At 71.2% G+C, this 23,228-nt stretch carries 24 protein-coding genes and 2 pseudogenes; 13 read left to right on the top strand and 13 right to left on the bottom strand.

What is annotated here, in order from left to right:
- Window positions 1-3: 3 nt before the first annotated feature.
- Window positions 4-870 carry a pirin family protein gene (locus MU852_RS08125; RefSeq protein WP_249751759.1) on the top strand — a complete coding sequence of 289 codons (867 nt, stop codon included), beginning with the start codon at window positions 4-6 and terminating at the stop codon, window positions 868-870.
- Window positions 871-874: 4 nt separating this feature from the next.
- Here MU852_RS08125 and MU852_RS08120 read toward each other — a convergent pair whose 3' ends face one another.
- Window positions 875-2,002 carry an aromatic ring-hydroxylating oxygenase subunit alpha gene (locus MU852_RS08120; protein ID WP_249751758.1) on the bottom strand — a complete coding sequence of 376 codons (1,128 nt, stop codon included), beginning with the start codon at window positions 2,000-2,002 and terminating at the stop codon, window positions 875-877.
- A 109-nt stretch (window positions 2,003-2,111) separates the two neighbouring features.
- On the opposite strand from MU852_RS08120, the gene MU852_RS08115 reads away from it, so the two are divergent.
- The 3 genes and pseudogenes from MU852_RS08115 to MU852_RS08105 all read left to right on the top strand — a co-directional run.
- Window positions 2,112-3,059, top strand: coding sequence for an alpha/beta fold hydrolase (locus MU852_RS08115; protein ID WP_249751757.1), 948 nt, complete (start codon window positions 2,112-2,114; stop codon window positions 3,057-3,059).
- A 105-nt stretch (window positions 3,060-3,164) separates the two neighbouring features.
- Window positions 3,165-5,306 carry a transglycosylase domain-containing protein gene (locus tag MU852_RS08110; RefSeq protein WP_249751756.1) on the top strand — a complete coding sequence of 714 codons (2,142 nt, stop codon included), beginning with the start codon at window positions 3,165-3,167 and terminating at the stop codon, window positions 5,304-5,306.
- 284 nt (window positions 5,307-5,590) lie between these two features.
- Window positions 5,591-5,959: pseudogene (locus MU852_RS08105) on the top strand (manganese efflux pump MntP); the annotation flags it as partial.
- 94 nt (window positions 5,960-6,053) lie between these two features.
- Here the strand turns inward: MU852_RS08105 and MU852_RS08100 are convergent.
- The 4 genes from MU852_RS08100 to MU852_RS17350 form a co-directional block, all read right to left on the bottom strand.
- Window positions 6,054-6,773: a M48 family metallopeptidase gene (locus tag MU852_RS08100; protein ID WP_249751755.1), complete on the bottom strand. Its 720-nt coding sequence runs from the start codon at window positions 6,771-6,773 to the stop codon at window positions 6,054-6,056.
- Window positions 6,739-8,019 (bottom strand): polyhydroxyalkanoate depolymerase, encoded by a 1,281-nt coding sequence (locus tag MU852_RS08095; protein ID WP_249751754.1) that lies wholly within the window; start codon window positions 8,017-8,019, stop codon window positions 6,739-6,741. Before MU852_RS08095 ends, MU852_RS08100 begins: the two co-directional genes overlap by 35 nt.
- Window positions 8,020-8,097: 78 nt before the next feature.
- Window positions 8,098-8,307 (bottom strand): SCO family protein, encoded by a 210-nt coding sequence (locus tag MU852_RS18375; protein ID WP_488225931.1) that lies wholly within the window; start codon window positions 8,305-8,307, stop codon window positions 8,098-8,100.
- The gene (locus MU852_RS17350) at window positions 8,304-8,717 is read right to left on the bottom strand and encodes an SCO family protein (protein WP_283843828.1); all 414 of its coding nucleotides are present in this window, start codon (window positions 8,715-8,717) and stop codon (window positions 8,304-8,306) included. Before MU852_RS17350 ends, MU852_RS18375 begins: the two co-directional genes overlap by 4 nt.
- Window positions 8,718-8,871: 154 nt before the next feature.
- Here MU852_RS17350 and MU852_RS08085 point away from each other — a divergent pair, with 154 nt between their 5' ends.
- The 3 genes from MU852_RS08085 (at window position 8,872) to MU852_RS08075 (ending at window position 10,856) form a co-directional block, all read left to right on the top strand.
- Window positions 8,872-9,657 (top strand): histidine kinase dimerization/phospho-acceptor domain-containing protein, encoded by a 786-nt coding sequence (locus MU852_RS08085; protein ID WP_249751893.1) that lies wholly within the window; start codon window positions 8,872-8,874, stop codon window positions 9,655-9,657.
- The gene (locus MU852_RS08080) at window positions 9,648-10,202 is read left to right on the top strand and encodes an ATP-binding protein (RefSeq protein ID WP_249751753.1); all 555 of its coding nucleotides are present in this window, start codon (window positions 9,648-9,650) and stop codon (window positions 10,200-10,202) included. The genes MU852_RS08085 and MU852_RS08080 overlap by 10 nt, the downstream gene beginning before the upstream one ends.
- A gap of 99 nt (window positions 10,203-10,301) precedes the next feature.
- Entirely contained in the window at window positions 10,302-10,856 is a 555-nt protein-coding gene (locus MU852_RS08075) for an ActR/PrrA/RegA family redox response regulator transcription factor (RefSeq protein ID WP_249751752.1), read from the top strand.
- A gap of 73 nt (window positions 10,857-10,929) precedes the next feature.
- On the opposite strand, the pseudogene mmcB reads toward MU852_RS08075, so the two are convergent.
- The 4 genes and pseudogenes from mmcB to thpR all read right to left on the bottom strand — a co-directional run bounded on the left by mmcB (window position 10,930) and on the right by thpR (window position 13,080).
- Window positions 10,930-11,375: pseudogene (mmcB, locus tag MU852_RS08070) on the bottom strand (DNA repair putative endonuclease MmcB).
- 43 nt (window positions 11,376-11,418) lie between these two features.
- On the bottom strand, window positions 11,419-11,946 hold the full coding sequence (locus tag MU852_RS08065) for a lipocalin family protein (RefSeq protein ID WP_249751751.1): 528 nt from the start codon (window positions 11,944-11,946) through the stop codon (window positions 11,419-11,421).
- A 61-nt stretch (window positions 11,947-12,007) separates the two neighbouring features.
- Window positions 12,008-12,544 carry a GNAT family N-acetyltransferase gene (locus tag MU852_RS08060; protein WP_283843827.1) on the bottom strand — a complete coding sequence of 179 codons (537 nt, stop codon included), beginning with the start codon at window positions 12,542-12,544 and terminating at the stop codon, window positions 12,008-12,010.
- The gene (gene thpR / locus MU852_RS08055) at window positions 12,541-13,080 is read right to left on the bottom strand and encodes an RNA 2',3'-cyclic phosphodiesterase (protein WP_249751750.1); all 540 of its coding nucleotides are present in this window, start codon (window positions 13,078-13,080) and stop codon (window positions 12,541-12,543) included. Before thpR ends, MU852_RS08060 begins: the two co-directional genes overlap by 4 nt.
- Before the next feature lie 132 nt (window positions 13,081-13,212).
- Here thpR and MU852_RS08050 point away from each other — a divergent pair, with 132 nt between their 5' ends.
- Together MU852_RS08050 and MU852_RS08045 are read left to right on the top strand one after the other, a co-directional pair.
- Window positions 13,213-13,962 carry a Bax inhibitor-1/YccA family protein gene (locus MU852_RS08050; RefSeq protein WP_249751749.1) on the top strand — a complete coding sequence of 250 codons (750 nt, stop codon included), beginning with the start codon at window positions 13,213-13,215 and terminating at the stop codon, window positions 13,960-13,962.
- A 116-nt stretch (window positions 13,963-14,078) separates the two neighbouring features.
- Window positions 14,079-14,786, top strand: a complete 708-nt coding sequence (locus tag MU852_RS08045; RefSeq protein ID WP_249751748.1) for a hypothetical protein — start codon at window positions 14,079-14,081, stop codon at window positions 14,784-14,786.
- An 82-nt stretch (window positions 14,787-14,868) separates the two neighbouring features.
- Here the strand turns inward: MU852_RS08045 and MU852_RS08040 are convergent, their stop codons facing one another.
- Both MU852_RS08040 and MU852_RS08035 read right to left on the bottom strand, forming a co-directional pair.
- On the bottom strand, window positions 14,869-15,207 hold the full coding sequence (locus MU852_RS08040) for a DUF2794 domain-containing protein (protein ID WP_249751747.1): 339 nt from the start codon (window positions 15,205-15,207) through the stop codon (window positions 14,869-14,871).
- Between the two features lie 321 nt (window positions 15,208-15,528).
- Window positions 15,529-16,872 (bottom strand): trypsin-like peptidase domain-containing protein, encoded by a 1,344-nt coding sequence (locus MU852_RS08035; RefSeq protein WP_249751746.1) that lies wholly within the window; start codon window positions 16,870-16,872, stop codon window positions 15,529-15,531.
- A gap of 132 nt (window positions 16,873-17,004) precedes the next feature.
- Between MU852_RS08035 and MU852_RS08030 the strand changes: the two genes are divergently transcribed.
- The 4 genes from MU852_RS08030 (at window position 17,005) to MU852_RS08015 (ending at window position 19,957) form a co-directional block, all read left to right on the top strand.
- Complete coding sequence (locus tag MU852_RS08030; protein ID WP_249751745.1) at window positions 17,005-17,304, top strand: DUF6356 family protein; 300 nt, start codon at window positions 17,005-17,007, stop codon at window positions 17,302-17,304.
- 139 nt (window positions 17,305-17,443) lie between these two features.
- Entirely contained in the window at window positions 17,444-18,604 is a 1,161-nt protein-coding gene (gene rlmN, locus MU852_RS08025) for a dual-specificity RNA methyltransferase RlmN (protein ID WP_249751744.1), read from the top strand.
- Window positions 18,605-18,687: 83 nt separating this feature from the next.
- Window positions 18,688-19,128 carry a DUF350 domain-containing protein gene (locus MU852_RS08020; protein WP_249751743.1) on the top strand — a complete coding sequence of 147 codons (441 nt, stop codon included), beginning with the start codon at window positions 18,688-18,690 and terminating at the stop codon, window positions 19,126-19,128.
- 4 nt (window positions 19,129-19,132) lie between these two features.
- Window positions 19,133-19,957 carry a S1 family peptidase gene (locus MU852_RS08015; protein ID WP_249751742.1) on the top strand — a complete coding sequence of 275 codons (825 nt, stop codon included), beginning with the start codon at window positions 19,133-19,135 and terminating at the stop codon, window positions 19,955-19,957.
- Window positions 19,958-19,971: 14 nt separating this feature from the next.
- On the opposite strand, the gene MU852_RS08010 is transcribed toward MU852_RS08015, so the two are convergent.
- On the bottom strand, window positions 19,972-20,961 hold the full coding sequence (locus tag MU852_RS08010; RefSeq protein WP_249751741.1) for a DUF6607 family protein: 990 nt from the start codon (window positions 20,959-20,961) through the stop codon (window positions 19,972-19,974).
- Window positions 20,962-21,011: 50 nt separating this feature from the next.
- On the bottom strand, window positions 21,012-23,213 hold the full coding sequence (locus MU852_RS08005; RefSeq protein ID WP_249751740.1) for a TonB-dependent hemoglobin/transferrin/lactoferrin family receptor: 2,202 nt from the start codon (window positions 23,211-23,213) through the stop codon (window positions 21,012-21,014).
- Between the last annotated feature and the right edge of the window lie 15 nt (window positions 23,214-23,228).

Raw genomic sequence — 23,228 nt, 5'->3', positions numbered from 1 at the left:
CGAATGACACACCCTGCGCCCCGCCCCGTCGTCCGCCTGCATCGGGCCCAGCGCGACGACATCGGCGACCTGACGACACGTCGGCCCGTGCCGGGGCCGGGGCTGGAGCAGGTCGATCCCTTCCTGTTCCTGAACCATCACGGACCGCAGACCTATCCGCCGAACAACCGCGGCCTGCCGTTCGGGCCGCATCCGCATCGCGGGTTCGAGACCGTCACCTTCATCCTGGACGGCGAGCTGGCCCACACCGATTCCGGCGGCGGGGAGAGCATCATCAAGGCGGGCGGGATCCAGTGGATGACCGCCGGATCGGGCCTGATCCACGCCGAACTGTCGCCGGCCGCCTTCAAGCGCGACGGCGGGCCGATGGAGATCCTGCAGCTGTGGGTCAACCTGCCGTCGCGGCTGAAGATGACGCGGCCCAACTACGTGGGCCTGCAGGCCGCCGACATCCCGACCTTCGTGACCGACGCCGGCGTGACGGTCGAGCCGATCTCTGGCCGATGGCAGGGACGGACCGCGCCGATCCAGTCTTTGATCGACGTGAACCTGGCGGTGGTTCGCCTGCCGGCCGGGTCGCGCTTCGTCGAGCCGGTGGCGGCCGACCGCAACGTCTTTCTCTATGTGGTCAAGGGCCAGGTCGAGGTGGCCGGGACGGCGGTTCCGCAATGGACCCTGGCGGCGCTGGGCGACGGGGCGGCGGTGGAGATGACGGCGGCGTCGGACGCGGTCGTCCTGCTGGGCCACGCCCGGCCGATCGGCGAACCGGTCTTCGCCCACGGCCCCTTCGTGATGAACACCCGCGAGGAGATCGTCGCCGCGATCCAGGACTATCAGGCCGGAAAGTTCGGCCCGCCGCCGGCCGTATAGGGCCTCAGCTCTTCCAGCGCAGGGTGGTCGGCTGGATCGGATTGACGAAGGCCCGGTCCTCGGCCCGGCTGCGGGTCCATTCGCGCTTCAGCTGCTGGTACCACTTGGCCTGCCTGTCGGCGTCGTCGATCCAGATCAGGGCCGGGTCGTAGCGCAGGCCCTCGTTCTGCAGGTTCACCATGCCGCCGTCCTGCTTCAGGAAGGCGACCACCCCCATCCGCAGGAAGGGCTTGGCCAGCCCGAACACCCAGTGATCGGACCAGAAGATCTGGGTGATGCGGGTCCGGGTCTCGGTGATCGGGGTCAGGCAGGTCAGGGCCAGGACCTGCCTTTCGCCGACCTGGATATGCTCCCAGCGATAGCCCGGCAGGCGGAAGGTGATCTCGGTCGCCGGGGCGCCGCCCAGGATCTTGTACAGGCGGCTGTTCGACGACGGGGCGTGGCGCGTCATGGCCCAGCCGTGCTCGACCGGGGCGAAGGCCTTGGCCTTCTCGTGCATCGAATGCTCGGACCGCCACCACCATTGCTGGTGGACGTAGGGGCCGTGGGCCGGGTCCATCAGGCCGACGACGGCGTGGTCGATATGGCTGTCGAAATCCATCGCCTCGACCAGGCGGACGGGGCCGACCGCGCCGGGGAAGACCGGCGGTTCGTGGTCCGGCGCCATCGGATTGCGGGCGTCCGAGGCCATCCAGACGAAGACCAGGCCCTGCTGCTCGCGCACCGGATAGGACCGGACGCGGATGCGGTCGGTGTCGAAAGCCTGGTCCTCGACCAGGGACGGGATGGCCGCGCAGACGCCGTCGGGGCGGAAACGCCAGCCGTGGTAGGGGCATTCGACCGTCTCGCCCTCGCCGGGCTTGTCCACCAGCCGCCCGGCCGACAGGGGCGCGGCGCGGTGCGGGCAGATGTCGCGCATCGCATAGACCTGGCCCGCGCGGGTGCGGCCGACCAGCACCGGCTCGCCCATGATCTCATGGCGTTTCAGCGAGGCGGGGGCGACGTCGCGGGCCAGGGCGACGAAATACCAGGCGTCGGTGACGAACCCCTTGCCGAAGGGGGCCGGCCCGGTCCGGGCGGGGGCGGCCTGGGCCTTGGGCGACTGGACGGGATCGGCGGCGTCGGTCTTCATGGGGCCTGTCTAACAGAGGGATGCGGGATCTGTCGCGCGCCTGATGTAAAGAGCTTTACACAACAAAGCAGATGCGCCATCGTGGCCGCGTCCTAGAGGGAGACACACCATGATCCGCGCCGCCGTTATCGCCGCCGTGATGCTGGCCGCCGCGCCCGCCGCCGTTCTGGCCCAGGATGCGGCCGCCGCCCCCGGCCATCGGCACGCCGACTTCGCCTCGGACCGGATCCACGTCCGGGTGGACGGCGACATGGACGGGCGCGACATCATCCTGATCCCGGGTCTCAGCTCCTCGCCCGAGATATGGCAGGAGACGGTGGATCATCTGACGGCCCAGGACGGGGTGGGCTGGCGCGTCCACCGCATCCACGTCCAGGGCTTCGCCGGGGCGCCGGCCGAGGGCAACGCCCAGACGGGGGACGCGCCCGGCCTGGTCGCCGCCCCGGTCGCCGAGGAGATCGCCCGCTATATCCGCGAGACCCATCTGTCGCGTCCCGCCGTGGTCGGCCATTCGATGGGCGGGACCATCGGCCTGATGCTGGCCGCGCGCCACCCGGACCTGGTCGGCCGGCTGATGGTCGTGGACATGATCCCCTTCATGGGCGCCATGTTCGGCCCGCCCGGAACCACGGCCGAAGGCGTGGCCCCCGTCGCCGACCGGATCTGGGCGGCCCAGGCCAACAGCCCGCGCGAGGCCTATGTCGCCCAGGCGACCGCGGCCATCACCGGCATGATCAACACCGAATCCCGCCGCGAAGAGGCGCTGGAGGACATGCGGACCAGCGACCAGAAGGTCTCGGCCGCCGCCTATCGCGAACTGGTCACCACCGACCTGCGCCCCGAACTGTCGAACATCACCGCCCCGACCGAGGTGCTCTACGTCAAGTTCAACGATCCGCGCATGACGCCCCAGATCACCGACGCCATCTACCAGGCGTCCTACGCCGACCTGCGGGGGGCGACGCTGAAGCGGATCGACGACAGCGCCCACTTCATCATGTTCGACCAGCCCCGGGCCTTCCAGGACGAACTGGACGCCTTTCTTTCGGCCGAATAGCGCCTCACGCTCGCGTGATGTCGGCGGGGCCGTTTCGGCGGCGGTTCATACGGGATACATACCCGTGGAGCTAAATCCGCCTGAGCGCGGCATCTGAGGGTGAAAATGGCGGGTCAAGAACGGGGCGAGGGCAGGCCCAGGCGCTCGGCGCTCCAGCGTCTGGTCTATTGGGGCGCGGTGCTGGCGGTCTGGGGGCTGATCTTCCTGGTCGTCTTCTTCGCCGTGTTCGCGCGCGGCCTGCCGGACACCTCCAGCCTGTACCAGGTCGACCGCCAGCCCTCGATCACCTATCTGGACCGCAACGGGGCGCTGATCGCCACGCGGGGCACGCAGATGGCGCCGCCGGCGGACCTGGACGCCCTGCCGGACTATGTGCCGGCGGCCTTCATCGCCATCGAGGACCGGCGCTTCTATCACCACCCCGGTTTCGACCCCATCGGCATGATGCGGGCGGCGGCGGCCAACATGCGCGCGGGCCGGGTGGTGCAGGGCGGCTCGACCCTGACGCAGCAGCTGGCCAAGAACCTGTTCCTGACGCCCGACCAGAACATGCGCCGCAAGGTGCAGGAGCTGATGCTGGCGGTCTGGCTGGAGATGAAATTCTCCAAGAAGGAGATCCTGGCCCTGTATCTGAACCGGGTCTATTTCGGCGCCGGCGCCTATGGCATCGAGGCGGCGTCGCAGCGTTATTTCGACAAGCCGGCCAGCGACCTGACCATCGGCGAGGCCGCGCTGCTGGCGGGCCTTCTGAAGGCGCCGTCGCGCTATTCGCCCCTGTCCGAGAGCGAGCGGGCGGCCACGCGCGCCACCGTCGTGCTGAACGAGATGGAAGAGGCCGGCGTCATCACCGCGGCCCAGCGCGAACAGGCCGTGACCCAGCCGGTCATCGTCTCGCGCACCCTGGCGACCCAGCACGCCCAGTATTTCATCGACTGGCTGGACAAGTCGATCCGCGGCCTGGTCGGCGAACCGACCGAGGACATGATCGTCGAGACCACCCTGGACCTGACCCTGCAGACCGCCGCCGAACGCTCGGTGCGGCGCATCCTGGAGCGGGACGAGGGACGGGGCGTCGAGCAGGCGGCCCTGGTGGCGCTGGACGGCGACGGCCGGGTGCGCGCCATGATCGGCGGCGCCTCCTACGCCGACAGCCAGTTCAACCGCGCGGTGGACGCGCGCCGCCAGGCCGGCTCGGCCTGGAAGCCGTTCGTCTATCTGGCGGCGCTGGAGGCGGGCTACACGCCCCAGACGCCGGTGGTGGACGAGCCGATCACCATCGGGAACTGGTCGCCGCGCAACTATTCGGGGACCTTCTCGGGCCCCATGACCCTGGCCCAGGCCGTGGCCCAGTCGACCAACACGGTGGCGGCCTCGGTCGCCGACCAGATCGGCCGCGACAGCGTGGCCCGCGCCGCCCGCCGCCTGGGCATCGAGAGCCGCATCGGCCTGGAGCCCGCCATGGCCCTGGGCGCGGTCGAGGTCTCGCCGCTGGAGATGGCCGGCGCCTATGACGCCTTCGCCAACGGCGGCCGCCGGGTCGAACCCTATGGCGTCAGCCGCATCCGCACGCCGCAGGGGCGGGTCATCTACCAGCGCTCCAACCCCGAGACGGGCCAGGCCATCAACAATCCGCCGCTCTATTATCTGAACGAGATGCTGCGCGGGGTGATCACCTCGGGCAGCGGGCGCGGCGCGGCCATCGCCGGGCGCGACCTGGCGGGCAAGACGGGCACCACCTCGGACTACAAGGACGCCTGGTTCGTCGGCTACACCGGCGGTTTCGTCGCCGCCGTCTGGGTCGGCAAGGACGACAACACCGCGATGCGCGGCGTGACCGGCGGATCGTCGCCCGCCGCCATCTGGAAGGGCTTCATGGAGGCGGCCCTGCCGCGCCTGAACGCCCCGCGCATCCCCGACGGCCCCGCCATGCCCGAGGGGTGGCGCGCGCCCGACCCGGTCGGCGACCTGCTGTCCAACGTGGGCGACGGCCAGCCGGTAGAGCCGGTCGATCCCGGCCAGGGCGATCCCTACGCCCGCAACCGGCGCAGACCCCGCCGCAACCGGGCGCCGGCCAGCCCCGATCGTGCGCCCGACCTCGCCCCAGCCCGCCCAGCCGCGCGAGCCGGAACAGCAGGTCGACGGCCGCCTGCCGCCCGAACGCCGGCAGGAGCCGCTGTTCTACTGACGGCCGTCGCCTTGCATCGAAGGCGCGGCGGCTGTAGAGCGCCCGCTCCTGTTGGGGAGTAGCTTCCGGCGTTCGAAGCCGGGGTCGCGTCAACACATTCGCCGCCGCCCCTTCCGGCGTCGGCGTGGCGCGACCAGCGGAACGTCGCTTCCGCCTAGCGAGACCAGCGCATCCCGCGGCCGCGCCGGCCGGTGCGGGGGCGTTGCGTCTCGTGTCCGGCGGAGTGAGTTCATGACCCCCGGCGCCATCGCGGTCCTGTCGCTCAGCATGTCCACCGACGCCTTCGCCGCGGCGGTCGGTCGCGGGGCCTCGCATCGGCCGGCCCTGGGCCAGGCCCTGCGCGCGGGTGTTCGGCGTCATCGAGGCCATCACCCCGATCATCGGCTGGAGCCTGGGCCTGCTCGCGGCCGGGCTGATCCAGCAGATCGACCACTGGATCGCCTTCGCCCTGCTGGCCGTCGTCGGCGCCCACATGATCAGGGAAGGCCTGTCCAGGCCGGACGCCGGGGACGGGGAGGCGGCGCCGTCCCGTCGCGGCGGCTTTCTGGCCCTGGTCGCCACCGCCGTCGGCACCAGCATCGACGCCGCCGCCGTGGGCGTGGGCCTGGCCTTCATCGGCGTGAACATCTGGATCGTCGCCGCCTCGATCGGCTTCACCACCTTCGTGCTGACGACGACGGGAATGCTGATCGGCAAGGCGGTCGGCGTGCGCTTCGGCAAGGGGGCGGAACTGTTGGGCGGACTGGCCCTGATCGGCGTCGGCGTGCTGATCCTGGCCGACCACCTGGGCTGGATCGGGGGCTGGCTTCCTAGCGCCCCACGGCGTGCAGCGCCGCGCCGTGGTCGCGCAGCCAGCGGCGCAACGGCCGGTGGTCGCCGATCAGGCGCTCCACCACCGCCCAATAGGCCGGGCTGTGGTCGGCGTGGACCAGGTGGCCGACCTCGTGCGCGGCCAGATAGTCGATCACCGGCGGCGGGGCCATCACCACCCGCCAGGAATAGCGGATGGTGCGGTTTTGCGGGCTGCACGATCCCCAACGCGAGCGGGTGTCGGCGATCGAAACCCTGACCGGCCGCTGGCCCAGCGTGCGCAGGTGATGCTCGGTCCGTTCCACCAGGACGTCGCGGGCCAGCCGCTTCAGCAGGTTCTCGACGCGCCGGGCGTAGGCCTCGCCCTCGCCGCCCGAGCGGATGACCGTCCCGTCCTCGACCAGGCGCGCGGCGCCCGCGCCGGGGGTCGCCTCCAGCCGGACGGGACGGCCCTTCAGCGAGATCACCTGGCCGGGCTGGAGCGGCCGCCCCCGGGGCGCGCCGCCAGACGTTCGGAAATCCACACGCCCTTGGACCGCGCGAAAGGCGACGGCCTGGGCCAGGCCGCGTTCGCTGGGCGCGATCACCACCGCCTCGCCCGCGCGCGCGTCGATCCGCACCGACAGCCGCCGGGCGCGCGGATTGACCGACAGTCTCAGGACGGGGCCGGGACCGCCCCGCTCGTCAAGCGGCAGACGCTGGCCGTCGCGATACGCCACTGAGCGCCTCGTTGCTGGCGATGAAGTCGCGCACGCGGGGATAGATCTCGTCGCGGAAGCGGCGGCCGTTGAACACGCCGTAGTGGCCGACCCGGGGCTGGACGTACAGCTGGCGGCGATCGTCCGGGACGTTGGGGCACAGGCCGTGGGCGGCCTGGGTCTGGCCGACGCCGGAGATGTCGTCCTTTTCCCCCTCCACCGTCATCAGGCCGATGTCGGCGATCCGGGTCAGGTCCACCTTGCGCCCGCGATGCTCCAGCAGGCCGCGCGGCAGCAGGTGCTGCTGGAAGACGATGTCGATGGTCTGGAGGTAGAATTCCTCGGTCAGGTCCAGCACCGACAGGTACTCGTCGTAGAATTCCTCGTGCTTCTCGACCCCGTCGCCGTCGCCGTCGATCAGGCTGTTGAAATAGTCCCAGTGGGCGTCGCGGTGGCGTTCCTCGTTCATCGACATGAAGCTGTAGAGCTGGACGAAGCCCGGATAGACGCGACGGCCGAAGCCCGGATAGGGCCAGGGCACGGTGTGGATCATGTTGGACCGGAACCAGGTGAAGGGCTTTTCCTCGGCCAGCTGGTTGGTGACGGTCGGCGACAGGCGCGCGTCGATCGGCGAGCCCATGAAGGTCATGGAGGCGGGGCGGTTGGGGTCGGCGTCCTCGGCCATGATCGCCGCCGCCGCCAAGACCGGCGGCCCCGGCTGGCAGACGCCGACGACGTGCGGGCGCCCGCCGATCTCGGCCAGCATCATGCGGACGTGGTCGATGTAGTCGAAGAAGTCGAACCGGCCTTCCAGCACCGGGACCTGGCGGGCGTTGACCCAGTCGGTGACATAGACGTCGTGGTCCTGCAGGAAGGCCTCGACCGTGCCGCGCAGCAGGGTGGCGTAATGGCCCGACAGCGGGGCCACGATCAGCACCGCCGGACCCGAGGCGGGCTTTCCGGCGCGCTTCAGGTCGCCGATGTTGCGCGCGAAGCGGACCAGGCGGCACCAGGGGCTCTGCCAGATCACCTGTTCGACGGTCCGCACCGGCTTGCCGTCGATGTCGATCGTCGCGAGCCGCCAGTCGGGCTTGCCGTAGCGGCGGGTGACGCTTTCGAACAGTTCGGCCGAGGCGTAGGCCGTGCGGCCGATGGCCGTGTCGGCGGCCGGGTTGAACGGCGAGTTCCAGAAGCGGCGCGCCGCCTGGGCGCCGATGCGCCAGGGCAGGGCGGACTGATAGGCGAGTTCGTGAAGGGCGTAGAGCATGGACATCCCGGCGGCGACGGCCGCTTTTGCAGCGCAGCATAGAACGCGCGGCCCTGCAAAAGGATTATGGGCGCCGGTTCAGCCGCGCGCCATGGCGTCCTGGATGATCTTCGTCGACTTGTCCGGCCCCAGCCCATAGGCGACGGCGGTGCGGAACTTCCCGTCCGGCCCCATCAGATAGACGGTCAGGCTGTGGTTCATCGTATAGCCGTCGCCCTCTCCGACCTTTTCGTAATAGGCGCGGTAGGCCTTGGCCGCCTGGGCGACCTGCTCCGGCGAGCCCGTCAGGCCGATGGTTCCCCGGGGAAGCCGTCAGAGGACAGATAGTCCTTCAACGCCTGGGGCGTGTCGCGCTGGGGGTCGATGCTGATGAAGACGATCTGCAGGTCGTCGGCCTGGGCGCCCAGCCGCTGCTGCACCGCCGCCAGCTCGGCCAGGGTGGTGGGGCAGAATTCGGGGCAGTAGGTGAAGCCGAAGAAGACCAGGCTCCACTTGCCGTCCAGCATCGTCTGGTCGACCGGCCGCCCGTCCTGGTCGACCAGGTGGAATTCGCCGCCCACCAGCGGCTGGCCGGTGGAGGTCGCCTCTCCGGCGCCGGCCCCCTCGCGCCCCGTGACGACCACCATGGTGACCAGCGCCAGGACGGCGGCGAAGACGATGCAGGCGCCTGCGAACAGCAGGACGGAACGACGCGGCATGACGACCTCTCACGCTGGGGACGGGTCCGGTCTATAGAGGGGGCGTGACCTCGACAGAAGCCCGCATCGCGCCGCAGGCGCCGCCCGCCGACATGCTGCAGGGCTGGCGCGACGCCCCGCGCCGGGGGCGGGATTCTCGCTGCGCACCTTGATCGTGCTGCGCTGGCTGACGATCCTGGGCCAGAGTTCGGCGATCCTGACGGCCTATGTCGCCCTGCACTTTCCGCTGCCCTTGTGGCCCTGCCTGACGGTCATCGCCGTCAGCGCGGCGGTCAATCTGGGCGCGATGGCGCGGGTGCGGCGGCTGGAAGCCAGCCTGCCGGACGGGCGGCTGACGGCGCTGCACCTGGGGTTCGACATCTTCCAGCTGGGGGTGCTGCTGGGCCTGACGGGGGGGCTGGAGAACCCGTTCTGCCTGCTGCTGGTCGCGCCGGTGACCATCGCCGCGGCGGCGCTGCCGGCGCGCCAGGCGCTGCTTTTGGGACTGCTGGCCCTGCTGGCGGTGGCGATCCTGTTCTTCTGGTCCGAGCCCTTGCCGTGGCGGCCCTATGAGCATTTCGCCCTGCCGACCCTGTACCGCTTCGGCATGGCGCTGGCCCTGGTGACGGGGGTGGTGTTCACCGCCGGCTACGCCTGGCGGGTGGCGGCCGACGCCGAGAAGCTGGAGCTGGCCCTGGCCACGACCCAGGACGTGCTGCAGCGCGAGCAGCGGCTGGCGGCGCTGGGCGGGCTGGCGGCGGCGGCGGCGCACGAGCTGGGCACGCCGCTGGCCACCATCCAGGTCGTGGCCAAGGAGATGCAGCGCGCCGCGCCCCCCGGCGGCGACCTGGCCGAGGACGCCGACCTGATCCTGCAGCAGGCCGAGCGCTGTCGCGCATCCTGGCCCAGCTGTCGCGCGAGCCCGAGGGCGACGACGCCCTCTATGCCGACGTGGCGCTGAAGGCCCTGCTGGAAGAGGTGGTGGAGCCGCACCGGGGCTTCGACCTGGCGTTCGAGGTCAATGTCCGCACCCCGCCGGGCCAGCCCGCGCCGCGCGTGCGCCGGATGCCCGAGGTGGTGCACGGCCTGTCCACCCTGGTCGAGAACGCCGCCGACTTCGCCCGCTCGACCGTGCGGGTCCAGGCCCTGGTCGACGCCGGCTGGATCGAGATCGAGATCCTGGACGACGGACCGGGCTTTCCCGGCGACATCCTGCCTCGGCTGGGCGAGCCCTATGTGACCAGCCGCCCCCAGGGCAAGGCGCGGCGCGCCCTGGCCGCCCAGATCGCCGACGCCGCCCGCCGCCGCGCCCCGGCCGCGCCGCAGATCGCCCCCAGCCAGGGCGGCATGGGCCTGGGCTTCTTCATCGCCCGCACCCTGCTGGAGCGGACCGGGGGCCAGGTCAGCGTCGGGCAGGGCCTGCCCCAGTCCGAGCACAAGGGCGCGCCGCGCGGCGCCCGCGTGGCCGTGCGCTGGGCGCGGCCGGCGCTGGAAGTGGCGGACTGAGCGGCCGCCGCGTCTTGGGTCGAAGCGTCGCAGGGGGAACCCCGGTCTTGACCCGCGCGCTTCGGGCCCCGACTTGATGCGGCAGGAGAACCTTCGAGAATGTCCGACCTAGAGACGCGCATCGCCGCCCTGCCCGACAAGTCCCTGCTGCTGCTGGACGACGACCAGGCCCTGCGCACCCGCATGGGCCGCGCCCTGGAGGCGCGCGGCTTCCAGGTCACCACGGCGGATTCGGTCGCGGCGGCCACGGCGGCGCTGAGGGACCACGCCCCCGCCTTCGCGGTGCTGGACATGCGGCTGGAGGACGGCAACGGCCTGAAGGTGGTCGAGGCCGTGCGCGACCGCCGCGCCGACGCCCGCATTGTCATGCTGACCGGCTACGGCGCCATCGCCACGGCGGTCGCGGCGGTCAAGGCCGGGGCGGTCGACTATCTGTCCAAGCCCGCCGACGCCGACGACGTGGTCAAGGCCCTGCTGGCCGCCGGCGACGCGCCCGAGCCGCCCGAGAACCCGATGAGCGCCGACCGCGTGCGCTGGGAGCACATCCAGCGGGTCTATGAGCTGTGCGACCACAACGTCTCGGAAACCGCGCGCCGCCTGGGCATGCACCGCCGCACCCTGCAACGGATCCTGGCTAAGCGCGCGCCAAGGTGAATTCGGGAGCGCGGACCTCTGGTCCGCAGGCCCGCGTTTCGTCGCGGACCGGAGGTCCGCGCTCTCCTGCCCCTCAGTCCCGCATCGTCCGCAGCGCGCCCAGGCGAGCGAAGGCCAGGGTCAGGGCCTTGCGGCGGGCGGGGGCCAGGGGGAGGCGGGGGCGTCCCTGACCACGGCCCCGCCGAAGGCGTCGGCGACGATCAGTCCTGGTTCATCCGGCAGGACGGCTTGCGGGAACTCCGGGGCCACGGCGAAGTAGAAGGCGTCGCAGAAGGGGGCGTATTCGGGCCACTTGCGGTCGACCCGATAGTCGTCGATCCCGGACTTCACCTCGCAGATGACGATGTCGCCCTTGCGCCCCACGGCCATGACGTCGGCGCGGCGACCGTTGGGCAGGCACACCTCCAGCAGCGGCGCATAGCCCATGTCCATCAGCAGCCGCGCCGCCCCGCGCGTGACCGACAGGGTGGTCTCGGGACGGCTGAAGACCAGCTCCAGATGAACGGCGGCGGCGGGCATCCGCCCTTATGTTCCGCCTCCGTTCCGCCCGCAAGCGGCGCCGTCAGCCGCCGGTGGAGATGACCCGGCTCATGTCCATGCCCAGGGCGCGGGCGCGGGCCAGAAGCCGCTGGCGTTCGGCCGGGCTGGCGCTGGGACTGCGCCGCCAGATCCACCAGTCCGACTTGTCCGGCAGGGCCAGGATCGCCCAGCCGTAGTCCGGGTCGTGGTCCCACACCCAATAGTTCTGCCCCGCAAGGCCGCCGAAGCTGAGCAGGCCGGTCAGGGTGAAGCGGAACTTGGCGTTCGTCTCGGCATCGGTGACGCGGGCGTTGGCGCGCAGGGTCTCGACCTGGCCGTCCGCGCGTCGGGTGCAGGTCACCGTCAGGCCATAGCGGCCCGGCGCATCCTGGGGCGTGAAGTCGATCTGGGCCCGGCTGCAGTCCTTCTGCACATTGTTGTGGCTGCGTTCGATCTCGAACCAGCGGCCGTCGAAGCGGTCCATGTCGACCGCCCGGGCCTGGGCCTGGGCGGCGGCGGGCGCGAGCAGGATCACAGCGGCGATCGGGGCGATCGGGGCGGCGCGCATCATCGGGCGTATCCTCGTTCCGTTCAGGTCCGATACGCGGCGTCCAGGCGTTCGGTTGCCCCCGTCAGCGCGTCCGCGCGCGCCATTCGTCGCGCGTCTGGCCCCAGACGCCCACCGGCAGGGCGTCGAACGGCGGCGGCAGGCGGCCCGGTCCGCGATACCGCGAGCCCAGCCGCTCGGCCAGGCGGATGGAGGCGGCGTTGTCGGCGTCGATGGTGTGGATCGCCTCGTCCCAGCCCAGCACGTCGAAGGCGTAGTCCAGGCTGGCGACGGCGGCTTCGCGCGCATAGCCCTTGCCGGCGGCGTCGGGGTGCAGGCTCCAGCCCACTTCCGGCCCCGGCCAGCCCTCGGGCCGCCACGGCCCGATCCGCCCGACCCATTGGCCCGACGCCTTTTCGATAACCGAGAAGAAGCTGATCCCCGTCAGGCTCCAGGCGCCGGCGACGGTCATCAGGATGCGCCAGGTCTCGGGCGGCGTCTTGGGGCCGCCGATGAAGCGGGTCGTCTCGGCGTCGGCCTGGAACTGGGCCCAGCGGGGAAAGTCCGCCATCGTCGGCGGGCGCAGGATCAGGCGTTCGGTCTCGATCACGGGTCCGGTCACAGCAGATACTCCCGCTCCAGCTGATAATGGCTGCCCGCATCGGTCAGGACGCTGGAATACAGGCCGAAGCGGTCGATGCGGATCGGCGGCGAATGCAGCAGGTTGTGGCCGGTGATCCAGGCCCCGACGCGGGCCGGGTCGGTCTGGGGCTTCAGATAGGCCAGGGTGACGTGCGGGCGGTATTCGCGCGCCTCCGCGGCGATCCCGGCGCGCGCCGCCGCCGCCCGGCAGCGCCCGGCCAGGACCGACAGGGCCTGGTTGGGCGTCTCGACCCCGGCCCAGATCGTGTGGCTGCGGTGGGCGTCGCCGAAGGCCCCCACGCCCTTCAGCGCGATCTGGAACGGCGCGCCCCCGACGCGAGACAGCTCCGAGGCCAGGTCGTCGGCGCGGCGTTCGTCCATCTCGCCGTGGAAGGCCAGGGTGACGTGCAGCGCCTCCGGCAGCCGCCAGCGCGCGCCGGGCAGGCCGGACTGGCGCCGCTGCAGCGTCTCGGCGACATCCTCGGGGATCGACAGGGCGGTGAACAGGCGCAGCATGCGACGGTTGGTAGCGGCCGGAACGCCCGGCTCCAAGTCCGGTTTTCCTTGCAGGGACGCCCCCGCGTCCCGATATTCGCGACATACGACCGGGGAAAGCCTTCCCCGGCCTATGGGAGAAAGTTCGTCGCCATGAGCGATTTCAACAACGGCTACGCCCGCCCGCTGCCGCAGACGGCCGACATGTCCGTCGACGCCGGCCTGCGGTCCTTCATGCTGGGCGTCTATAACAAGCTGGCGCTGGGCCTGCTGGTCGCGGCGGCCCTCGCCTATGTCACCGGCAATGTGCCGGCGGTGCAGCAGATGCTGTTCGCCGTCGGCCCCGACGGCCGCATCGGCCTGACGGTGCTGGGCATGATCGTCCAGTTCTCGCCGCTGGTGATGCTGTTCGGCTCGATGTTCTTCATGAAGAACCCGACGGCGCGCGGCGTGAACATGCTGTACTGGGCCGTGGTCGCCACCATCGGCGCGGGCCTGGGCATCCTGTTCCTGCGCTATACGGGCGGCAGCCTGGTCTCGACCTTCCTGGTCACGGCGGCGGCCTTCGGCGGCCTGTCGCTGGTGGGCTACACCACCAAGAAGGACCTGTCGGGCATGGGCACCTTCCTGATCATGGGCGTGATCGGCCTGATCCTGGCCTCGATCGTCAACATGTTCCTGCAGTCGGGGATGTTCTACCTGATCATCAGCGGCCTGGGCGTGCTGATCTTCTCGGGCCTGATCGCCTATGACACCCAGCGGCTGAAGATGACCTACTACGCCCTGGGCGGCGACCAGAACGCGATGGGCGTGGCCACCGGCTTCGGCGCGCTGAGCCTGTTCATCAACTTCATCAACCTGTTCCAGTTCCTGCTGGCCTTCATGGGCGGCAACCGGAACTGACGACGGGCGACAGTCGGATGTGGAAAGGGCCCCTTGGGGCCCTTTCTTTTTGCCCGCAGACTTGCTCCGCGCGTCGCTTCGGGGTTGTGTGCGGGCGTCGTGTTTCGGAGTCTTGCATGCGCCGCCTGCTCGTCCCCCTGCTCGCCGCGGCGGCCCTGGCGTCGCCCGTGTCCGCCCGGCAGCAGGCCCCCGAGCCGGTGAGCGTCTGGTCCATCGACGAGACCGCGCGTCTGGGGCAGGCGATCTGGCGCCAGGACGTCGCCGCCGCGCGCGCAACCGACGCCCTTCTGGCGCAGTCCGGCGGCCAGCCTCCCGACGGTCTGATCGGTTGGGTCGTGGTCGAGGAAGGCGACGGTCAGCGGGTTCGGTTCCTCAAGGGCTCGCGCGAGGCGCCCCAGGCGTTCAAGGACGTCGTGGTGGACGCCCGCTTGCAGGCCGGCGCCGTGACGGACGCCGCCGATCCGGCGTTGACGTCCGACGAAGCCGCGCGTTTCCAGGCCCGGACCGCCGCCGCCGACGCCTTCGGCCCCCTGCGTTGCGCCGCCCGCTACAACGCCGTGGTCCTGCCGGACCCGGACGGGGAGGGCTGGCTGGTCTGGCTGCTGGCGGCGACCACGGACGCTGACGTCGTGCCGATGGGCGGCCACTACCGCTTTCACGTCAGCGCCGACGGCCGCGCCGTCGAACGTAGAGAGCAGCTGTCGGGCGGCTGCCTGAACATGGACAGGCGGCAGGCGACCCAAGGGGGCGGATGGTCGGTCTCGTCACGAACCTGGTCGTCGCGCCTCAGCCGCTGGAGGTGCACGTTTTCCTGTCCCTGCTGAACAGGACGACGATCTACGCCATGGCGGGCGACAAATGTGGGCCGTCGAGGGCGCACGCATCCGCGAGGTGAAGACCCCCGCGCTAGTCCACCACCTGGAACCGGCGGCCGTCGAAGACGCGCAGGGCCTGTGCCAGGTCGCGGCCGCGGCGCAAGACCTGGCCGCCGTCGCCGATGACGGCCCACTGGCCCTGACGGGTCTGCAGGGCGGGGCGTTTCTCGATGCGGTAGGCCGGGGCGTCGCCCGAGCGGCGGAAGACGGCGAACTCGGCGAAGTCCTTGTGGCCGACGACGGAATAATCGCGCCATTCGCCCTGGGCCACCATCCGCCCATAGACCCGCAGGATCAGGTCCAGTTCGCGCCGGTCGAAGAAGACCGGGCCGGGCAGGGGCGGGGCGGCGACGGCGGGGTCCTGGCTCATGGCTTCAACTTAGGCCGATGCGGCCCCGGCGCCAGTCTCCCGGGCGCGCGTCTGGCGGGCGCGCGCCAGGGTTTTCGCGCACGACACGAAAAGGCCCCCTTTCGGTCCTTCGCCCGCCCGTTTGGAGAGCGACACATCGATCATCGGCTCGTCGGAGTTCGGAAGCGTCCGGATCCTGAACAGCCCCCAGCCCCCTGGATGTTTCCATCAAAGGGCTCCGGCGGCCGATGCTTCCTCCAAGCGAGCGCCCGTCCTGCCGAACCCCTCCCCCTCCCCGGCAAGGCGGGCGTTTCGCTGTCCGGGGCCCGGTTCGGTCCCGATCTAGGGGGTCAGGGTCAGGGCCACGCTCTCGCCGCCCCGCGTCGCCGAAATCTCGATCGTCTCGCCCGCCGCCCGCAGGGCCTCGCCCGCCGCGCGCGCGTCCGCGACCGGCGCGCCGCCGACGGCGGTGATCAGGTCGCCGGCGGCCAGTTCGGCCTGGGCGGCGGGCGAGCCGGCCTCGACCGTGGTGACCTGGGCGCCGCCGTCGGCGTCGCGCAGGGTCGCGCCATAGGCCACGACGCGGTCGGCGCCGACGACGACGGGCGCGGCCTCGGGCGTTTCCACCCGCAGGGCCGTGGTCGCCTCGTGGCCGCCGCGCAGATAGACCAGGTTGAGGCTCGAGTCCGGCGCGGCGATGCCGACGGTGGCGTTGATCGATCCGGCGTTGGCCACCGGCCGGCCCTGGATGCGGGTGACGACGTCGTCGCGTCGCAGGCCGGCGCGCTCGGCCGGGGAGCCGGGGGCCACGTCCGCCACGATGGCCCCGCGCACGATGCGCAGCTCCATCTCGCGCGCGCGTTCGGCGGTCAGGGAGGCGAAGAGGGCCCCGGTCTGGCCGCGCTTGACCTCGCCGTTCTTCCTCAGCTGCTCGGCGACATAGAGCATGATGCGCGACGGCACGGCGAAGGCGATGCCGTCGTTGCCGCCGCCGAAGCCGCCCGACAGGATGGAGGTGTTGATGCCGATCAGCCGCCCCCGGCTGTCCAGCAGCGGCCCGCCGGAGTTGCCCGAATTCACCGCCGCGTCGGTCTGGATGTAGTCCTCGACCGCGTCGCCCAGGCCCGAGCGGTTCAGGCCCGAGATCACCCCCATCGTCAGCGTCTGGTCCAGGCCCAGCGGATAGCCGACCGCGAAGGCCAGGTCGCCGGTCCGCAGGGTGTCGGAATCGACCGTCTGGACCTGCGACAGGTTCAGCGGCCGGCCGTCCGGCACGATCTTCAGCACGGCGATGTCGGTGGCCTTGTCGGCGCCGACCAGCACCGCGTCGAACAGCCGGCCGTCGGTCAGGTCGACGGTGAATTTGCGACCGCCCTCGACCACGTGGTTGTTGGTGATCAGCACCCCTTCGGCCGCGTCGACGATGACGCCCGAGCCCGAGGCGAACGGCTTGGGGTCGTCGGCGTCCGAGGTCGGCCCGCGCGACTGGCCCAGGGTTGTGACCTGCACCACGGCCGGCAGGGAATCGTCCAGGCCGGGGGCGAAGCTGAACACCCCGCGCCGCGCGTCATAGGGCAGATAGCTGGGGCCGGGCTGGGCTTGGGCCGGCGCCGCCTGGATCAGGACGACCCCCGCCAGGACGGACGACAGGCCGGTGGACAGCAGGGCCTTGAGGCGAGGCGACATGGACGTTCCCTTGTTCGAACCGCGACCCTAGCGCGGGAAGTCCCGCATGACGATGGGGCGCGGCGCGTTTGCGGGCTTGCCTCCATCGGCCATCGACGCGACCATGGCGCGACCCATCCGGAGGCCGCCTGCATGACCCAGATCCTGCCCGACCGCGACCGCCCGGGGTCCACGCCGTTCGACCGGCTGTTCCGCGATCACCCGCGCGAGGTGGGCGAGAGCTATCTGGAGCATTTCGCCGCCTCGGCCGGCTTCGGGTTCAGGCTCCTGGGCCTGGCCGGCGCCGCCTTCGCCCACGCCCTGGTCCCCGGCGTGCACAAGGCGACCGTCTCCACGGCCATCCGCGGCATGGCCCGCGACATGGGCGGCCGCGCCGAAGAGGCGCGCGAAACCCGGATGCGCGACGCGGGCGTCTGGGACGTGGGGCTGTAGGAGGGCTTAGGGCTTAGGGCTTAGGGCTTAGGACTTAGGGCTTGGGGGAGCGTCCTAAGCCCTACCCCTCGCCCCCGGCCATGCAATCGCCGGGATCCGTGCTATATAGGGCGGCTCAACCTCACGCAGGATCGCCGCCTTGAGCATCACGCTCGACCTTTCGCGCGTCTCGAACGCCCCCGCCGCACCGGCGCCCGTCAACCTCAGCGGCCTGACGCGCGAGGGACTGCGCCAGGCCCTGATCGACGCCGGCGTCTGCCCGCCGGAGAAGGCCAGGATGCGCGCCAGCCAGGTGTGGGGCTGGATCCACCACTACGGCGTCACCGACTTTGCGGCGATGAGCAACGTCGCCAAGGAGATGCAGGCCAAACTGGCCGAGCACTTCACCCTGGCCCGCCCCGAGGTGGTCGAGCGCCAGGTGTCCAAGGACGGCACCCGCAAGTGGCTGATCCGCACCGCGCCGGGCATCGAGATCGAGACCGTCTATATCCCCGACGTGGGCCGCGCCGGCGCCCTGTGCGTGTCGTCCCAGGTCGGCTGCACCCTGAACTGCACCTTCTGCCACACCGGCACCCAGAAGCTGGTGCGCAACCTGACCGCCGCCGAGATCGTGGCCCAGGTCCAGGTGGCCCGCGACGACCTGGAGGAATGGCCGTCGCCCAAGGAAGACCGCCGCCTGTCCAACATCGTCTTCATGGGCATGGGCGAGCCGCTCTACAATCTGGACCATGTGTCGGACGCCATCGACATCATCAGCGACAACGAGGGCATCGCCCTGTCGCGCCGCCGGATCACGGTCTCGACCTCGGGCGTCGTGCCCCAGCTCCAGGCCCTGGGCGACCGCACGGCGGCCATGCTGGCCATCAGCCTGCACGCCACCAACGACGCCCTGCGTGACGTGCTGGTGCCGCTGAACAAGAAGTATCCGCTGGACCAGCTGATGGCCGCCATCCGCGCCTATCCCGGCCTGTCGAACGCGCGCCGGGTGACGTTCGAATACGTCATGCTGAAGGGCGTCAACGACAGCCCCGAGGAGGCGCGCGCCCTGCTCAAGCTGATCGAGGGCATCCCGGCCAAGGTCAACCTGATCCCCTTCAACCCTTGGCCCGGCACCGACTATCAGTGCTCGGACTGGAAGACGATCGAACGCTTCGCCGCCATCCTGAACAAGGCCGGCTACGCCAGCCCCATCCGCACCCCCCGCGGCCGCGACATCCTGGCCGCCTGCGGCCAGCTGAAGAGCGAGAGCGAAAAGATCCGGGCGTCGGCGCTGAGGAAGGCCGAGCAGGCGGCGGCGTAGGGCGTCGACTGTAATCTTTCGTCACCAGGTGTGGCCGCCCAGCGCTTGCGGATTGGGGCGTCAATGGGGCAAGGCGTCGGGGTATGGATCCGTCCCTGTCCAACGTCCTGACCAGCGCCGAGGTGCAGGCCTTCGCCTCCGGATTCCCGGTCATGGTGATGCACCTGGTGGTGACCCTGCTGCTGCTGGCGGCGGGGGCGACGGTCTATGCGCTGATGACGCCGTGGAAGGAGGTCGCGCTGATCCGCGACGGCAATCCGGCGGCCGCCCTGGCCTTCGCGGGCGTGCTGCTGGGCCTGGCCATTCCGCTGGCGGTCAGCCTGTCGGTCTCGACCTCGGTGCGCGACATCGCCATCTGGGGGGTGGCGACCCTGGTGCTGCAGCTGCTGTGCTTCCGCGTGGTGGACCTGCTGCTGACGGGCCTGCCGCAGCGCATCAAGGACGGGCAGATGTCGGCCGCCATCGTGCTGGTCGGGGCCAAGCTGGCGACGGCGGTGGTGCTGTCGGCCGCCCTGACGGGCTGACGCCATGCAATTTCCCCGTCTGCCGGACTGGACCATCTACGCCGCGGTGGTCGGGGTGCTGCTGGCGGTGTCGCTGAGCCGGCGCGAGAACGCCGACGCCCCGCCGGCCCCGCCCGAGGACGGGGAGGGCGCGCTTCTGGGACCCATCACCCCCTTCGACGCCACGGTCACGGTCGATGCGCCGGACACGCCGTTCAAGCCGACGGCCGGCACGGCCTTCTCCATCGCCGGGCGGGGCCGCTGGGTCACGGCGCGCCATGTGGTCGAGGGCTGTCGGCGTCCGGCGCTGGTGATCGGCGGGGGGCGCGCGGTCGCCGCCGACGTGCGCCTGGCGCCGCGCGCGGACGTGGCGCTGCTGCTGACCGACGGCGGCCCGACGGCCCTGCCGGTCGCCGCCGAGGCGCCGCTGAGGAAGGGGCAGCGCGCCTATCATCCGGGCTTTCCACAGGGGCGGCCGGGCGAGGTCGCCACGCGCCTGCTGGGCCGCGAGACGCTGAAGGTCTCGGGCCGCGACGCCCACGACGAGCCGGTCCTGGCCTGGGCCGAGGTAGGCCGCACCAACGGGCTGGAGGGCACGCTGTCGGGCCTGTCGGGCGCCCCGGCGCTGGATTCGCGCGGGCGGGTGATCGGCGTCACCCTGGCCGAGGCGCCGCGCCGGGGCCGGATCTACACCACCGCCCCGGAATCGTTCGGGCCCGCCATTCGCGGGGAACAGCGGGCCGACGAGGCCGCCAAGGGCCAGTCCATCACCGTGGACGACTACGGCCAGGTCTCGGACCGCCTGCGCCGCGACCTGCGCGTGGCCCAGGTGGTGTGCCTGGCCGTCTGAGCCCCGTCTGAGGCTCAGCGCGCGGCCGTCGCCTCCAGGATGACGGCGCGGCCCCGGGCGATGGCGTCGCCCTCGGCGATCTCGCCGTCGGCCATCTGCTGGGCCAGGTCCATCAGGGGCGCGCCGGTGACCGCGCCGGTCTCGCCCTCTTCGGCCAGGCGCACGCCGCCGTCGCGCGCGATCACGGCGTCCCACTGGTCGCGGATCGCCGCCCAATAGGCCTTGGTCGCGGCCCAGTAGTCGTCGCCCGGCTTGGGCGAATAGGCGCTGGAGCGGTCGTAGGTGTTGATGACGTCTTCCTGGACGATGGCGATCGGCTCGCCGCCGTCCCGGCCCGACATCTTCATGTTGTCCTGGATGTGCACCCAGCCGTCGGGCTTCAGGATGTGGCGGTTGGTCCCCAGGTAGCGGTCATAGACGGGGTTGCGCACCGCGTCGCGCCGCGCCAGCGGCCGCCAGGTCGCGTCCGAGGTCCAGGCGGCCAGGCCGTTGTCGTAGGTCCAGCGGCCGACCCCGCCATAGCGGGGCGAATCGTCGGTCTGCCACACGGTCTGGGACCAGGCGCCTTGGCGCTGGTCGGCGGGAACGGGGGTCAGGGTCCACTGGTTCGGCCCGGCGTAGGTCAGGACGGCCTCGGGCTGGTAGGCCCAGTCCTGGCGCCAGTGCTTGACCACGATGGACTGGCCGTCGTGCTCCATCACCAGGATGTGCTGCAGGCTGATGCGGTCGCCCTGGTCATGGACCACACGCACGATCTCGCTGCCGCCCGACAGCTTTTCCTCCAGCGGGTCGTAGTCGGCGCGGAAGCTGACGTTCTCGCGCATGTCGAAGTGGACGCGGTACTGGCCGGCCTGGGCCAGGATCGACTGGCGGTCGCGCTCGAAGGCGCCGGCGGGCGCGGCGGGAGGCGCCGCAGCCTGGGCCGGAGCCGGGGAGGCCGACTGGGCCAGGGCGGCCGGCGCGACGCCGGTCAGCAGGGCGGCGGCGATGAGGATGGCGCGCATGGGCGGGGTTTTCCGGGTCTTGGGGGCGGGATGGGACGGCAACTGGGACATCACAGGCGCAGGCTCAGCGACACGCCGAAGTTCCGGCCCGGCTGGGTGTAGGCGTCCCTGACGGTCGAGGTCGCCGACAGGCCCTGGATGTCGCTCCACCAGGCGTACTTTTCGTCGAAGACGTTGAACACCCCTGCGCGCAGCGTGGCCCGCTCTGTCACGTTCCAGTAGGCGGTCAGGTCCAGCAGGGTGAAGCTGTCGCCCAGATAGCAGGCGGCGGCGCACGGCAGGTTGTAGGTCGCCTGATCCTTCTTGCCCGACCAGGTCACGACGGCCGAACCGCCCCAGACGCCCGACGGCGCGGCGTAGTTCAGGCCGGCCACCAGCTTGACCGGATCGACGCTGGGCAGGTCGGTGCGTGCGCCGTCGGTGCGCTGGTCGCCTTCGGCGTAGGCGGCCGAGACGATCAGGCCCAGGCCGTTGTCCCAGTCGATGTCGCCGCGCGCCTCCAGGCCGCGGATCTCCACCTCGGTCAGGTTGACGTACTGGTAGATCAGCGGATCGACGCCGGGCACGCCCGAGCCCGACACCACCACCTGTTCGATGAAGTTGTCGTAGTTGCTGGCGAAGGCGGTCGCCTGCAGCCGGGCCACGCCGCCGAAGGCCGCGATGTCGCGGAACCGGACCCCGCCCTCGAAGCTGTCGCTGGTCTCGGGTTCCAGGTCGGGGTTGGGGATGGACTCATAGCCGAAGACCGGATTGGCGAAATAGTTGTTCACCTGCATCGGCGACGGCGCCCGGAAGCCCTCGGCGTAGTTGGCGAAGACGCCGAAGCGCGGGTGCGGCCAATAGACCACCCCCAGCTTGGGCGAGATGTGGTCGTCGCTCTGACCCTCCGCCGCGGCCGGAAACAGGGCGTCGGGCTGCGGGTCGAGGTCGTACCAGTCGTACCGCACCGACGGAATGATGCTCAGCGCGCCGTCCAGCAACGCGATCTCGTCCTGAACGAACAGGCCGGCCAGCTGGTATTCGGTCTTGGGGAAGGGGCGGGCGGGGAAGGGCTCGCCCACCGGAGGCGTCACGCCGTCGCGCAGGCCCTCCTGGGTCGTCAGGGACCAGTCGCCGCCGAAGGTCACGCGGTGGCGCGCGGCCTCGGAGCCGAAGGTTTTCGCCCCCTGGCCCGCCACGCCGTAAACCGTGTTGTCGAAGGTGACGTCCCGTTCGCGGTCGGCCAGGGTCGCGCGATCCTCGTAGGTGACCTGCCGCGTCGTCGCATCCTGCCAGTAGGCCGAGATCGAGCCGTCATCCAGGCCGGCGATGTCGGTGAAGCGCCAGTCCAGGCTGACCCGGTCGCGCTGGGTCTCGTCATGGGCCGTCACCGCCAGGGTCGTCGCCGACAGGCTGCTCAGCGCCTCGCCGTCCATCTCGGAATCCAGGTGGTCGTAGGTCAGGCGCAGAGTGTGGCGGGGCGAGGCCTCCCACACCAGCTTGCCCAGGACGGCGTTGGAGCCGAAATCCTGCGGATTGGGCTGGGTGCGGGCCGCGCCCACGCCGCCGACCTCGCCCTGGTTTTCGGTCTCCTGGCTGTCGCGGCGGGTGTAGGCCAGCAGGCCCGACAGCGAGCCGCTGCGACCGGCCAGCGCCAGGCCCTCGGTCCAGCCCTCGTCGGCCGAGTTGTAGGCGACGCGGCCCTGCGCGCCGAAGGCCTGGCCGTCAGTCAGGAAATCGACCGGATCCTTGGTGGTGAAGGCCACCGCGCCGGCGACGCCGTCCGAGCCGTAGAGGGCCGAGGCCGGGCCGCGCAGGATTTCGACCGACTTGACCAGGTCCAGGTCGTTGTAGCCGCCGCGTCCCACCGCCTGGGCGCCGAAGGAGAAGCCGCCGGGCAGGCGGACGCCGTCGTTGACGATCAGCACCCGGTCGCCGCCCATGCCCCGGATGGTGAAGCCGGCGTTTCCGTCGCGGCCGGCGCCCGACAGCGCCAGGCTGAAGCGGGCCGGGCTGGTCGGGACGCTGACGCCGGGCTCGTAGCGGATCAGGTCCTTGATGTCGGTCGCCAGCATCGCCTGGATCTGGGCGTCGGTGATGACGCTGACGGTCGCCGGCGTGTCGCCGGCCCGGCGCTCGGACCGGGTGGCCAGGACCACGACGGGATCCAGCTGGGCGGCCGTCTGGTCCGCCGTCTCGGCGCGCCCCGGCTGGGCGATCAGGGTCGAGGCCAGGCCGGCGACGGCGGTGGAGAGAAGAAGACGGCTACGCATGGTGAAAGCCCCGCT

Source organism: Brevundimonas albigilva (genome assembly GCF_023503965.1).
Lineage (GTDB): Bacteria > Pseudomonadota > Alphaproteobacteria > Caulobacterales > Caulobacteraceae > Brevundimonas > Brevundimonas albigilva.
Note: the sequence above shows the minus strand (reverse complement) of the source record. Positions and strands in the feature narration are given on the sequence as shown.

Excerpts from the sequence above, each read along its gene's own strand:
- MU852_RS08075 (WP_249751752.1), top strand. The coding sequence starts at position 10,302 with ATGTCCGACCTAGAGACGCGCATCGCCGCCCTGCCCGACAAGTCCCTG.
- MU852_RS08045 (WP_249751748.1), top strand. The coding sequence starts at position 14,079 with ATGCGCCGCCTGCTCGTCCCCCTGCTCGCCGCGGCGGCCCTGGCGTCG.
- MU852_RS08050 (WP_249751749.1), top strand. The coding sequence starts at position 13,213 with ATGAGCGATTTCAACAACGGCTACGCCCGCCCGCTGCCGCAGACGGCC.
- MU852_RS17350 (WP_283843828.1), bottom strand. The coding sequence starts at position 8,717 with ATGCCGCGTCGTTCCGTCCTGCTGTTCGCAGGCGCCTGCATCGTCTTC.
- MU852_RS08015 (WP_249751742.1), top strand. The coding sequence starts at position 19,133 with ATGCAATTTCCCCGTCTGCCGGACTGGACCATCTACGCCGCGGTGGTC.
- MU852_RS08125 (WP_249751759.1), top strand. The coding sequence starts at position 4 with ATGACACACCCTGCGCCCCGCCCCGTCGTCCGCCTGCATCGGGCCCAG.
- MU852_RS08110 (WP_249751756.1), top strand. The coding sequence starts at position 3,165 with ATGGCGGGTCAAGAACGGGGCGAGGGCAGGCCCAGGCGCTCGGCGCTC.
- MU852_RS08030 (WP_249751745.1), top strand. The coding sequence starts at position 17,005 with ATGACCCAGATCCTGCCCGACCGCGACCGCCCGGGGTCCACGCCGTTC.
- thpR (WP_249751750.1), bottom strand. The coding sequence starts at position 13,080 with ATGCTGCGCCTGTTCACCGCCCTGTCGATCCCCGAGGATGTCGCCGAG.
- MU852_RS08035 (WP_249751746.1), bottom strand. The coding sequence starts at position 16,872 with ATGTCGCCTCGCCTCAAGGCCCTGCTGTCCACCGGCCTGTCGTCCGTC.
- MU852_RS08065 (WP_249751751.1), bottom strand. The coding sequence starts at position 11,946 with ATGATGCGCGCCGCCCCGATCGCCCCGATCGCCGCTGTGATCCTGCTC.
- MU852_RS08115 (WP_249751757.1), top strand. The coding sequence starts at position 2,112 with ATGATCCGCGCCGCCGTTATCGCCGCCGTGATGCTGGCCGCCGCGCCC.
- MU852_RS08120 (WP_249751758.1), bottom strand. The coding sequence starts at position 2,002 with ATGAAGACCGACGCCGCCGATCCCGTCCAGTCGCCCAAGGCCCAGGCC.
- MU852_RS08040 (WP_249751747.1), bottom strand. The coding sequence starts at position 15,207 with ATGAGCCAGGACCCCGCCGTCGCCGCCCCGCCCCTGCCCGGCCCGGTC.
- MU852_RS08005 (WP_249751740.1), bottom strand. The coding sequence starts at position 23,213 with ATGCGTAGCCGTCTTCTTCTCTCCACCGCCGTCGCCGGCCTGGCCTCG.
- MU852_RS08010 (WP_249751741.1), bottom strand. The coding sequence starts at position 20,961 with ATGCGCGCCATCCTCATCGCCGCCGCCCTGCTGACCGGCGTCGCGCCG.
- MU852_RS08095 (WP_249751754.1), bottom strand. The coding sequence starts at position 8,019 with ATGCTCTACGCCCTTCACGAACTCGCCTATCAGTCCGCCCTGCCCTGG.
- MU852_RS08020 (WP_249751743.1), top strand. The coding sequence starts at position 18,688 with ATGGATCCGTCCCTGTCCAACGTCCTGACCAGCGCCGAGGTGCAGGCC.